Annotated in this window: 11 protein-coding genes; 1 reads left to right on the top strand and 10 read right to left on the bottom strand. The window is 48.4% G+C overall.

The genetic code is table 11. The features are described from left to right. The 8 genes from GSO_RS17975 to ruvA form a co-directional block, all read right to left on the bottom strand. Positions 1 to 81: hypothetical protein (locus GSO_RS17975; RefSeq protein ID WP_143445988.1), on the bottom strand; the 81-nt coding region annotated here is incomplete at its 3' end. 29 nt (positions 82 to 110) lie between these two features. Next, positions 111 to 755: a metal-dependent transcriptional regulator gene (locus GSO_RS14745; protein ID WP_010493697.1), complete on the bottom strand. Its 645-nt coding sequence runs from the start codon at positions 753 to 755 to the stop codon at positions 111 to 113. A gap of 159 nt (positions 756 to 914) precedes the next feature. Next, positions 915 to 3,521, bottom strand: a complete 2,607-nt coding sequence (gene adhE / locus GSO_RS14740) for a bifunctional acetaldehyde-CoA/alcohol dehydrogenase (protein WP_010493695.1) — start codon at positions 3,519 to 3,521, stop codon at positions 915 to 917. 333 nt (positions 3,522 to 3,854) lie between these two features. Further along, positions 3,855 to 4,256: a preprotein translocase subunit YajC gene (gene yajC, locus GSO_RS14735; RefSeq protein WP_044113052.1), complete on the bottom strand. Its 402-nt coding sequence runs from the start codon at positions 4,254 to 4,256 to the stop codon at positions 3,855 to 3,857. 90 nt (positions 4,257 to 4,346) lie between these two features. Continuing rightward, complete coding sequence (gene tgt, locus GSO_RS14730) at positions 4,347 to 5,489, bottom strand: tRNA guanosine(34) transglycosylase Tgt (protein ID WP_010493691.1); 1,143 nt, start codon at positions 5,487 to 5,489, stop codon at positions 4,347 to 4,349. A 628-nt stretch (positions 5,490 to 6,117) separates the two neighbouring features. Next, entirely contained in the window at positions 6,118 to 7,203 is a 1,086-nt protein-coding gene (queA, locus tag GSO_RS14725) for a tRNA preQ1(34) S-adenosylmethionine ribosyltransferase-isomerase QueA (RefSeq protein ID WP_044113049.1), read from the bottom strand. Positions 7,204 to 7,222: 19 nt separating this feature from the next. After that, positions 7,223 to 8,254 (bottom strand): Holliday junction branch migration DNA helicase RuvB, encoded by a 1,032-nt coding sequence (gene ruvB / locus GSO_RS14720; protein WP_010493685.1) that lies wholly within the window; start codon positions 8,252 to 8,254, stop codon positions 7,223 to 7,225. A gap of 79 nt (positions 8,255 to 8,333) precedes the next feature. Further along, positions 8,334 to 8,930, bottom strand: coding sequence for a Holliday junction branch migration protein RuvA (gene ruvA, locus GSO_RS14715; RefSeq protein WP_010493683.1), 597 nt, complete (start codon positions 8,928 to 8,930; stop codon positions 8,334 to 8,336). Positions 8,931 to 9,019: 89 nt separating this feature from the next. Between ruvA and GSO_RS14710 the strand changes: the two genes are divergently transcribed. Continuing rightward, complete coding sequence (locus tag GSO_RS14710) at positions 9,020 to 9,616, top strand: TVP38/TMEM64 family protein (protein WP_010493681.1); 597 nt, start codon at positions 9,020 to 9,022, stop codon at positions 9,614 to 9,616. A 105-nt stretch (positions 9,617 to 9,721) separates the two neighbouring features. On the opposite strand, the gene GSO_RS14705 is transcribed toward GSO_RS14710, so the two are convergent. Next, complete coding sequence (locus tag GSO_RS14705) at positions 9,722 to 10,195, bottom strand: S-ribosylhomocysteine lyase (protein WP_010493679.1); 474 nt, start codon at positions 10,193 to 10,195, stop codon at positions 9,722 to 9,724. A gap of 113 nt (positions 10,196 to 10,308) precedes the next feature. Beyond that, a complete protein-coding gene (locus tag GSO_RS14700; protein ID WP_010493677.1) occupies positions 10,309 to 11,442 on the bottom strand; it encodes a vitamin B12 independent methionine synthase in 1,134 nt (377 codons plus the stop codon). Positions 11,443 to 11,595: the final 153 nt, after the last annotated feature.

Raw genomic sequence — 11,595 nt, 5'->3', positions numbered from 1 at the left:
CAATGCGGGATATAGCTTACGCGAAGCCAGATCCCCTGATCCTCCAAAAATAATGATCACAGCGCGTGATTCTTCTGGCATGTATACGACCCTGCTTTCTCAAAACCTGATTACAATTCAACAAATATATGAGCAGCGCGATCAGCATCGACCGCCAATTCTTTTCCAGTCCGATCCAATTTAATGACCACCGCATCCAGCGTTTTGGCAGTCACTGTAAAGGCATCATCAAGTCGCAAATCAATTTTGACGGTGTAATCAATTAACGAGACTTCATCGATTAGCCGTTCGATATGACCGCGTTGGCCAACTTCCATTGCACCCAAAGTGACCCGACTCTGCTGGATATAGTGGCCTTCAGCATCCGGAATGACGCCGCCATGTGGGCAGTATTCGGGATTCCCCAACATCGCGGACAACCGCTTGGCCATCTCCGGTGTCAGCGCATGCTCGAGTTTTTCCGCCTCCTGATGAACAGCGTCCGGCGAATACTTCAGGCACTTAACTAAAAACACTTCCCAAAGACGATGATTACGCACCAAAATAGCCGCTTTTTTTCGGCCTGCCGATGTCAACTGGATTCCCTGGTAAGGCGTGTGCGCGACCAGTTTTTCTTCACCCAGTTTATTGATCATCTCACTGACCGAGGCAGCAGAAACATGCATCCCCGCAACGATTTGCTTATTAGAGACCAATTCGGTGTCACCGCCGATCTCAAAAATCAACTTAAGATAATCTTCTTTATTCGGTGTCATTTTACGTCCTTACTTTTAATTTGCAGTCACTGTACTACATTATGCCATGACTTGCACAAAAAAACACGTCAATTTCATGACGTGTTTTGACAGATCGGCGTAAAAGGTTAATCTGATGAACCTTTGCCGCTTATCGTGAAATGATTAGCATGTGCTCGCCTAGAAAGTCGATTCCGTGCCTTCGTATTCATCGAGAATGATGTGCTTCAAATCACTGATTAACGGTTCTTGCGGGTTGGTGACTGTGCAGTTGTCTTCGTAAGCAAGTTCGGCAAGCCGATCAACCTGTTTGTCCAGATCAGCTTTTTTAACTCCTTGATCCTTCAGACTCAACTTGATACCAACGCTGTGTGCCAGTTTGATGAATGCCTGAACGTAGCTTTCTACCAGTTCATCGGTGGTTTTACCTGGTAAGCCAAGATAACGGGCAATTTCTGCATAATCTTCGTTAGCGCGGAAGTAACTGTACTTAGCCCAGATAGCGCGCTTCTTCGGCTGACTGGCATTGAAACGGATCACGTGGGGCATGGTGATCGCAATGCAACGGCCATGAGGGAGATGGAATGCCTGACCCAGTTTGTGAGCAATGCTGTGGTTAATCCCCAGCAGTGCGTTGGCAAAGGCCATCCCGGCAATCGTCGAAGCATCGTGCATTTTAGATTTTGCGGCGATGTCGCCGTGATAACTCTTTTCAAGGTTTTCAAATACCAGCTTGATCGCTTCAAGGCTCAAACCCTTAGTGTAGTGGGTTGCCATAGTGGATACATAGCTTTCAGTTGCATGGCAGAGAACATCGAGACCGGAGTCGGCGACAACCACTGGCGGTACGGATTCGATGAATTGACTGTCCACAATCGCGATATCCGGGGTCAGCGCATAATCGGCTAAGGGATACTTGATGCCGGCTTTCGAATCCGTGATAACCGCAAATGGGGTAACTTCAGAACCGGTACCGGAAGTCGTCGGGATGCAAACCAGTTTGGTCTTGTTCAGTTTCGGGAAGGTGTAAGTCCGCTTACGAATATCCAGAAACTTTTGCTTAGCCCCGAAGAAGTCGGCGTCTCCTGCATCGTTGAATAAGCACATACCCTTGGCAGCATCCATAACCGAGCCGCCGCCGATAGCAATCACGGTGTCCGGACCAAATGACCGCATGATATCGGTTCCTTTGAAGACAGTGTCGGTTGATGGATCAGGTTCAACATCAACGAAGGTCTGCACCTGAACCGGATTTTCCCGGCGTGCCAGTACATCTTCAATGATCTTCACGAAACCCAGCTTTTCCATGCTGCGGTCAGCAACGATGAACGCCCGCTTAATGCCTTCCATGTGTTCCAGATAGCGAACCGAGTTTTTTTCAAAATAAATCTTTGGCGGCAACTTCATCCATTGCATGTTGTTACGCCGTTTCGCCATGGTCTTGATATTCAGCAAGTCAACTGTCCCCACATTGTGCGAAATCGAGTTGCCGCCGTAAGAGCCGCAGCCCAGCGTCAGACTAGGAATCATTTCGTTATAAAGGTCCCCGATCCCGCCGACAGAAGATGGCGTGTTGATCAAGATCCGGCAAGCCTGCATGGCATCGGCATACTTCAAGGCCAAATCCTCATCAGCCGTATGAATAACCGCCGTGTGTCCTAACCCGCCAATGTCCAGCATAGTTTCGCATTTCTTGAAGGCATCTTCATGCCCATCAGCCTTAACCATGGCCAAAACCGGACTCAGTTTTTCGCGAGAGAGTGGATACTTCGCGCCAACGCCTTTGAGTTCCGCAATCAGAATCGTGGTGCCTTCCGGAATTTGAATACCGGCCCACTCGGCAATCTGCTTCGGACTTTGACCAACAATGCGCGGATTGACACTTTGCTTTTCAAGATTGATCACGGTGCTTTCAAACTTCTTCATGTCTTTAGGTTGGACAAAATAAGCGCCTTGGGCTTCGAATTCTTTCTTCACGGCATCGTAAATACTGGAATCAACAATCGCCCCTTGTTCGGAAGCACAGATCATGCCATTGTCAAAACTCTTGGAAAGTACCAGGTCATTGACGGCCTGTTTGATGTTGGCACTGGCTTCGATGTATGCCGGGGCATTCCCTGCACCAACCCCTAAAGCAGGCTTACCAGAAGAATAGGCGGACTTAACCATGCCCGGGCCACCGGTTGCCAGGATCGTTGCGATACCCGGATGATCCATCAGGGCTTTGGTCGCTTCCATGCTTGGTACCGGAATATACTGTAAAGCGCCTTTTGGCAATCCGGCTTTTTCAGCTTCTTCACGGATGACTTCCAGCGCACGCGCTGAAGACTTTTGGGCACCCGGGTGGAAAGCGAAAATAATCGGATTACGGGTTTTGATTGAAATTTCGGATTTGAAGATCGTGGTGGAAGTCGGATTCGTCACCGGTGTTACCCCGGCAATAACCCCGATCGGTTCGGCAATTGATACCAAACCGCGTTGCTTATCTTCATTGATCACGCCAACCGTCTTATTGTTCTTAATTGAATGCCAGATTTCTTCGGTGGCAAACATATTCTTGATGGCTTTATCTTCCCAAACCCCACGACCGGTTTCATCAACGGCGAGTTTTGCCAATTCCATATGATGATCCAAGCCGGCAATCGCCATCCGATGAACGATGTGATCGATCTTTTCTTGATCAAAAGTTTTCATAATCTTCAAAGCTGAGTGTGCATTGGCAACCAGTTCGTCGATCATGTGCTTCACATCAACTTCAGTAGCAGTCTTCGCGGTATTTTTAAGCATGAGCTTACCTCCTAGCATTTCGCAGAATTTTTTGTTAATCATTTCACAAGAAGATCATAACCGATTCATGTGAATTTGTAAACAACTTTGGTGAACTTTTTCACGAAAAAGTTGCTTGCTCATTGCTATTAGCGGAGTATCAAGGATTAAAACCGCTTTTCACTTTGTATTTTTTCGAACTTGATCCTCGGAAATTACGAGTGATCGACAATTTGATCTGAAATTACGTGCTCACAGTCACAGAAAGCTTTATGTAATCGTTTCCGCTCGTGCTCAATAAAAAAGAGAGCCGACAAATGCCCGCTCTCGTTTGATTCAGCAATGAATTGCCGATTAATTCTGTTTATTGTCTGCTTCCGAAGTCGTGTCGTCTGAGGCAGCTGCTTGGCTATCAGCTTCCGATGCTGTGTCATCAGCTGCTTTGGCTGCGCGTTGTTCATCCGTATTGGCTGCTTCTTCGGACTTAGCTGCTGGCGCCGGTGTTGCGGGACGAGAAGCTACGCCACGAACCGCGTTTAAGTTGAACGTCAGATAAATCCCGTCAGAATCGATAACAACCGTTCCTGCTTGCTGGTCAATAGAGTCGATAACCCCGTGCAGGCCGCCAATCGTCACAATCGGATCACCTTTTTTTAACTGATTCAGCATTTCTTGACGCTTCTGCTGCTGCTTTTTTTGCGGACGAATCATGAAAAAGTACATGAAGGCAAAAAAAGCAACTAACAGAACGATCATTGAAACATTACCATTTCCCAAATTAGGCACCTCTTATTTTTAGTTTGTCAATGCATAGTGTACCAGAATTTCGCGTTGTGCTCCAATAAACTAGAAATTCTTTGCCTTTTCCTTGTTATACCCGTAAGCTTCAAAAAAGTCTTCGCGGAAAGCCAAGAGGTCGTCATTCGCAATGGCTTCGCGAACCTCCTGCATCAGGTGTAACAGGAAATACAGGTTATGGTAGGTCGTCAACCGAATGCCGAACGCTTCGCCAACGTGAATCAGATGGCGAATATAGGCGCGGCTGTAATTGCGGCACGCATAACAGTCACAATTAGGATCGAGCGGGCCAAAGTCATGGGCATACTTCGCGTTTTTGATGACAAGGCGGCCACGACTGGTCATGCAGGTGCCGTTGCGGGCGATCCGCGTTGGCAAAACGCAGTCAAACATATCAATGCCGCGCAATGCCCCGTCAATGAGCGCATCCGCCGACCCCACACCCATCAGATAACGCGGTTTATTCTCCGGCAGCAGCGGCGTTGTGAAGTCCAAAACGTGATTCATTTCATCCTTGGATTCACCAACCGACAACCCGCCAATCGAATAGCCTGGAAAGTCCATGCTGACCAAGTCCTTGGCACTTTGCTCACGCAGATCCCTGAAGCCAGCTCCTTGGACAATGCCAAACAACGCCTGCCAATCCGGATTCTTATGGGCTTTTAACCCCCGCTCCGCCCAACGACTGGTTCGCGCCACACTTTTTTTGACGTAATCATAACTCTCAAAAAACGGCGGACACTCATCTAAACTCATCATGATATCGGGACCCAGCGCATTTTCGATGGCGATGGCTTTTTCCGGTGACAAAAACATTTTTGCCCCGTTAAGATGGTTCTTGAACGTAACGCCGTCTTCCGTGATGTGCCGAGTGTCGGCGAGTGAAAAGACCTGAAAACCGCCAGAATCAGTCAAAATGCCTTTATGCCAATTCATAAATTTGTGCAACCCACCGGCTTCTTCAATGAGTTCCGGTCCCGGGCGCAACCACAGATGGTACGTGTTGGCTAAAATAACGGTGGCACCCATCGTGTCTAGTTCCTCCGGTGCCATCGTTTTGACACTTGCCTGCGTCCCTACCGGCATAAACATAGGCGTCGGAAAAGTCCCGTGTGGCGTGATTAATTCACCTAGCCGGGCACCGCTATGCTTATCTTGATGGATGAGACGATATTTAACAGCTGGTTCCATGAACGACTCCTTATTCATCACAATGCCCTCGCAGCACTGCTGTTCCATTTTCTCGTTATGCCAGTTTAACAGAGTTACTTGTGATTTAAAAGTAAGGGATCTGTTTTAAATGACAAAACGAACGCCACTCAAAGTTTGACTGATTTAGGCCCGTTTGCTTTTTTCGGACCGCGATTCCTGTTAAAATAAACCTAAGGACGGGATCACCGTTACCGTAGTTTTCGCACTTCCCGGGTTTTGACCTGGCCATTGTGATCGTCTATGAATACGTTGTTCCACGCAGCGATGCGTTAAAAGAAAAATCGAGACATGTCTGTAGGTGTGTGTTGATGTGATCCCGTCCGTTATAAAGCCGGCTTGCGTTGGGCAAGCCGGCTTTTTGCGTGGTGTGGTGGTTGAAAGAATGTTCTCTGATGCTTTCCGTAACGCGTTCGCCGGCGCAGAAGCCTGCGTGTAAGGACCTTGGTCGCAATGGCCAAAACCGGGCCGTTACCTTTTGCTTCGCCGTAACGCGTTCGCCAGCCCAGAAACCTGCGTGTAAGGACCTCAAGCCCAAATGGCCAAAGACCAGCCATTTGGGCTTGAGGCCACTTACACTCCGGTTTCTAACCGGGCTGGCTCACGCTCATCAATAGATGAACATCGCATCCCCAAAACTAAAGAACCGATATTTTTCTTCAATCGCATGCTTATAGGCATTCAGGATGGTGTCACGGCCGGTGAAGGCGGCTACTAGCATGACTAGGGTTGATTTTGGTAGATGGAAGTTGGTGATGAAGGCATCGACGACTTTCCACTGGTAGCCTGGCTTGATGAAGATGTCGGTCCAACCGGAGTCCGGTTTGATTTCACCGTCGAACTTGGTGCCGATGGCTTCGAGTGTCCGAATCGAGGTTGTCCCGGTTGCGATGATGCGGCCGCCGTTGTCGCGGACTTCATTTAACGTTGCCGCGGCTTCTGGGGTTAAGCGGTAAAATTCGCTGTGCATTTTATGCGCTTCGATGTTTTCTTCAACTACTGGCCGGAACGTGCCGAGGCCGACATGCAGGGTCAGATAAACCAATTTGACGCCTTTATCCTGCACTTTTTTCAGCAATTCTTTGGTCCAGTGCAGCCCGGCTGTCGGTGCCGCTGCGGATCCTAGTTCCTTTGAGTAAACTGTTTGGTACATCTCAGGATCTTCAAGTTTTTCCTTGATGTAAGGCGGGAGTGGCGTTTCGCCAAGCTTGTCCAGAATTTCCATGAAGATGCCATCGTAATCAAAATGAATCATCCGGCCGCCGTGATCCAATTCCTTGGTGACCGTTGCTTTTAACAAACCATCACCAAAGTCAATCACGGTGCCAACCGGTGCCTTACGCGCTGGCTTCATCAACGTTTCCCAGTCGTCGCCGGAAGTATTGTTAAGTAACAAGACCTCCATATGTGCTCCGGTTTCCGGTTTAACACCATAAAGCCGCGCCGGCATCACCCGAGTGTCATTCATGACCAGTGCATCCCCTGGTTTGAAATAATCCAAAATATCATAAAAATGCCGATCCTGCATGGCACCTGTGTCAGCATTCAATACCAATAACCGACTGGCATCGCGTTCCTTCAGCGGTGTCTGCGCAATTAATTCATGTGGCAGATCATAATCGAAATCCGAAAGTTGATAATTTTTATTTTCTACTTGACGATAACGTTTTTTGTCTTGCACCTTGTTCGCTTCCATTCATTTTAATCGTTTTGACTTACTGCGCCCGGTTATCAGGTTCCGGCGCCGTCATCCCCATATGGGCAAATCCTGCCGGCGTGACCATGCGTCCGCGTGGTGTCCGTTTTAAATAGCCGATCTGTAGCAAATAGGGTTCGTACATTTCTTCAATGGTGGCCATTTCTTCGCCGATGTTCGCCGCGATCGTGGATAAGCCGACCGGACCGCCTTGATAGTCGCGAATCATGAACATCAACAGTTTCCGGTCAATTTGATCGAGTCCCTGCGCATCAACCTGTAATTGATCCAGCGCATGATCGACCATTTGCAAGTCAACCGGACTTTTACCGGCAACTTCCGCAAAATCGCGCACTCGCTTCAGCAGGCGATTGGCAACGCGCGGTGTACCGCGCGATCGCCGCGCAATTTCATGAGCGCCTTCAGCATCAATCGCCATGTCAAAAACCGTTGCCGACCGCTTAACAATTTCGCTTAAGTCGTCAGGCGAATAATACGCCATATGCTCACTGATGCCAAATCGATCCCGTAATGGCGCCGACAGCATGCCCGCCCGCGTTGTGGCACCGATTAGCGTAAACGGCGGCAAGGGAAAATGAACCGGGTGCGCGGTCGGGCCCTGACCCACCACAATATCAATATAAAAATCTTCCATCGCTGAATAAAGCATTTCTTCAACGATTTTGGGTAAGCGGTGAATTTCATCGACAAACAACACGTCACCAGGGCGCAGTTCATTCAACAATGCCACCAAGTCGCCCGGCTTTTCGATGGCCGGTCCGGAAGTCGTGCGAATGTTAACGCCTAGCTCATTGGCAATGACTAACGCCAACGTGGTTTTCCCCAATCCCGGCGGTCCGTAAAGCAATACATGGTCCAAAGATTCTTCACGTTGTTTAGCCGCAGTGATATAGACCTGCAACTGGTGCTTAACCCGATCCTGGCCAATGTATTGCGCCAGCATCCGTGGACGTAAGCTCTTTTCAATTTGCGCTTCGTTCAGGTCGTCAATGTCGCCTGATACCAACCGATCCTTGTTTGCGTCTGCCAAAAAGGTTCACCCCCTATTCTTAAACCATTCATAAATGCCTTCATGTTGTCGGCATTGAATGGCTCCAGTATAATCAATGCTACGCACGTCCGCTTAATAATCGCAAGCCTTCGCGCAAATAGGCATCAGTTGTTGTGGCATCAAATGCCTTCAAAGCATCTGTGATACCGTCGACTGACCGTTGGGTGTATCCTAAAGCGACTAAAGCCGCCAATGCATCGGCCAGCGCCGGTGCCACGTCACTAGCTGTCGGCGTGATGGCAGCGGGCGACGGCTGGGCATCCGCTGAAATTTTTCCTTTTAGATCGAGAATGATCTGGGCAGCGGTTTTCTTACCAATACCCGGAAACTTGGTCAGGAACTTAACGTCGTCCTGGGCGATGGCAGTTGCTAGGCCGCCGCTGGAGACATTCGCCAAAATAGCCAGTGCCGATTTCGGGCCAATCCCGGTGACAGTCAGCAACTGGTTAAACGTGCGCTTATCCGCGGCAGATTCAAAACCATACAAGGCTTGATCATTGTCGCGGATAATCAGCTGAACGTAAATCCGCATCTGCTTGCCGGCTTCAAAATCATACGGGTTGGCAACCAGCAAGCGAAATCCGATACCGTTGACATCAATCACGATGTACGCAGGGGTAATGGCCTGAATCGTGCCTTCAAAGTATTCGTACATAAGCTCTCCATTCAGTACATATGTTTGGTACGCTTGATTCATTGTAGCATAGATGTTTTCTTGATGATAAATCGTTTTGAGGCTTAATGATGACTCCCAAAAATATCCGCCATTTGATTAACCTGGCAACCGTTGCTGTTGTCATCGCTTTAATTGCTGTGACTATCTACTGGTATGACCTCGGCATTCTCTCCGATGTCAAGGTCCTGCAAGCTTATATCGCTCAACTCGGCCTGACCGGTGTTCTGTTTTTTGTCATCATTCAGGTTATTCAGGTTGTCATTCCGATCATTCCCGGCGGCATTAGCACAGCAGCCGGGGTCATTCTTTTTGGCCCGTGGTTTGGTTTTCTCTACAACTATGTCGGCATTGCGATTGGCTCGTTCATCAACTTTTTCCTCGCGCGACGCTATGGTAAACCGCTGCTGACTTATTTGATATCGGAAAAAACTTACGATAAGTATATCGGTTATACGAAAAATCAAACCCGGTTCGACCGGTTATTTACGCTGGCAATTGTGTTACCGGTCGCACCTGATGATGTTTTGTGTCTGCTGGCTGGTTTAACCAAAATGACGTTCACAAAATTCTTCTGGATTATCATCCTTGGAAAGCCCATTACGATTTTCGCCTACAGTATGAGCCTTCTTTACGGTGGCCGCTGGTTGATCGATTTATTCAGTTAAACTAGTTGCCATAAAAAAGGCGCTGCCAAGTTCGTTTCACAAACTTGGACAGCGTCTTTTTTGCGCACACGAACGCGCAATCATTCGTCGATCATTTTGACAAACTCAGACAACCTGACGCACATATGGGTCGTCGGAAATGCCGCGGCTCAGAATTAGTTTTGCCCATTCCTTGGCCGAAAACAGACTGTGATCTTTGTAATTGCCGCAACTCTTGATATCAACGCCCGGTACATCATCCCAGGTAATATCATTGGCAATTGCTTCCAGGCTGGACTTGAGAGCCTTGGCTACTTCAGTGGTGCTGTGCGTGCCCCAGGTAATCAGATGGAATCCGGTTCGGCAGCCAAATGGTGAACAATCGATGACGCCATCCATCCGATCGCGCAACAACGATGCTAACAAGTGCTCGATCGTGTGCAAACCAGCCGTATCGATGGCTGCGGTGTTAGGTTGAACCAACCGCAGATCATAATTCGAAATTTCATCGCCTTTGGTACCTTTTTCAGTCGTAATCAAACGTACGTAAGGTGCCTTGACTGCCGTGTGATCCAATGTGAAGCTTTCGACTTTTGCCATAAATAAAAGATCTCCTTCTCAATCGTTTACGTATTCATCATATAACACAATCGCCGATGGTGCGTAAAAAAATCTGTCACGTTTCGGCTTGTGTCACCCTAAGGACTTGTCAGTCAGGCATCAGCCCAAACACGATGGGCAATGCGTTGAACTAACGCCAACTTGGCCCATTGATCGTCTTCTGTCAGCTTATTACCTTCTTCGGTCGACGCAAAGCCGCATTGAGTGGACAAAGCCAGATTGTCTAACGGCACGTAAGCAGTTGCGGCGTTGATGCGTTCGATCACCGCTTCTTCATCTTCTAATTCCGGAAACTTCGAGGTGATCAAACCTAATACAATTCGTTTGTTGGGATCCCCGTTCCAAAGTTGCGGCAACGGTTCAAACGAGCCGGCCCGTTGACTGTCATATTCAAGAAACAGCCCGTCGTATGGCAAGTCCCCAATATCATCAGCAACATATTGATAGCCGCCGGAGAACAAAAACGTCGACTGGAAATTGCCGCGACAGATATGTGAGGTGACCGTCAAATCTTCCGGCAATTTCACCAAAACCGCTTTAATCACGCGGTGGGCCAGCTTAGCTAATGCCACAAAATGTTCATGTTTCTTCGGATCGTTTTCGGTGTCCTTCAAGTTCTGAATCAGATATGCCCAGTTCGTGTCATCGATTTGAAGATAACGATCGCCTAAATCATAAAAGTGCTGAATCGTATCGACATAAGCCTGGACAATATCGGCTAAATAGTCATCAAAGGTGTCATAATACTTCGGCCAGTTGTCACTACGATGATCCCGAAACAGCAAGGCTGGACTGGGAATCGTCTGTTTTGGCAGTACCCCTTCCGGCACGATACTTTTAAGATACTCAAATGCCGCAAAGAATGGATGCTGTGGGTTAAAGCTGACTTTCCCCGCCAAATGAACGTTCGCCGCCGCATTGATGCCGCCTTTAAAATCATGCTCATACTTCCAGGAGTCATCTTTTTCATAGCCATTTAAGCCCCAGAAGAAATCCAGATGCCAGTACCGGCGGGAGAATTCTCCATCTGTGACCGCATTAAAACCTAATTCAACCTGCTTTTTGACAATGTGATCAATCGCTTCGTGCTGAATCGCCAGCTCCTGATCCTGTTGAATCTCGCCGATGTCCAGTTGCTGATGCGCCACTTTCAATCGTTCCGGACGCAACAAACTGCCAACTAAATCAGCGCGAAATGGTGCTTTGATTTTAACTTCTTCTGTCATGAGAATTCCTCCCGTATTATGAAAATGACGATCCTCAAGCAACATTGACCACACGGCAACGAAAGAGGCGGCAATCGCGATAACGCCTTCTCTGGCGCGTCAGTTCACGCTCACCATAACGCGTTCTCTGGCGCAGAAGTCTACGTGTAAGGA

It is taken from the genome of Lacticaseibacillus zeae DSM 20178 = KCTC 3804 (assembly GCF_000260435.1).
GTDB lineage: Bacteria > Bacillota > Bacilli > Lactobacillales > Lactobacillaceae > Lacticaseibacillus > Lacticaseibacillus zeae.
The sequence above is the reverse complement of the archived record's forward strand: the minus strand, read 5'-3'. Positions and strand labels throughout refer to the sequence as shown.

Excerpts from the sequence above, each read along its gene's own strand:
- GSO_RS14710 (WP_010493681.1), top strand. The coding sequence starts at position 9,020 with ATGACTCCCAAAAATATCCGCCATTTGATTAACCTGGCAACCGTTGCT.
- ruvA (WP_010493683.1), bottom strand. The coding sequence starts at position 8,930 with ATGTACGAATACTTTGAAGGCACGATTCAGGCCATTACCCCTGCGTAC.
- yajC (WP_044113052.1), bottom strand. The coding sequence starts at position 4,256 with ATGATCGTTCTGTTAGTTGCTTTTTTTGCCTTCATGTACTTTTTCATG.
- adhE (WP_010493695.1), bottom strand. The coding sequence starts at position 3,521 with ATGCTTAAAAATACCGCGAAGACTGCTACTGAAGTTGATGTGAAGCAC.
- GSO_RS14700 (WP_010493677.1), bottom strand. The coding sequence starts at position 11,442 with ATGACAGAAGAAGTTAAAATCAAAGCACCATTTCGCGCTGATTTAGTT.
- GSO_RS14705 (WP_010493679.1), bottom strand. The coding sequence starts at position 10,195 with ATGGCAAAAGTCGAAAGCTTCACATTGGATCACACGGCAGTCAAGGCA.
- tgt (WP_010493691.1), bottom strand. The coding sequence starts at position 5,489 with ATGGAACCAGCTGTTAAATATCGTCTCATCCATCAAGATAAGCATAGC.
- GSO_RS14745 (WP_010493697.1), bottom strand. The coding sequence starts at position 755 with ATGACACCGAATAAAGAAGATTATCTTAAGTTGATTTTTGAGATCGGC.
- queA (WP_044113049.1), bottom strand. The coding sequence starts at position 7,203 with ATGGAAGCGAACAAGGTGCAAGACAAAAAACGTTATCGTCAAGTAGAA.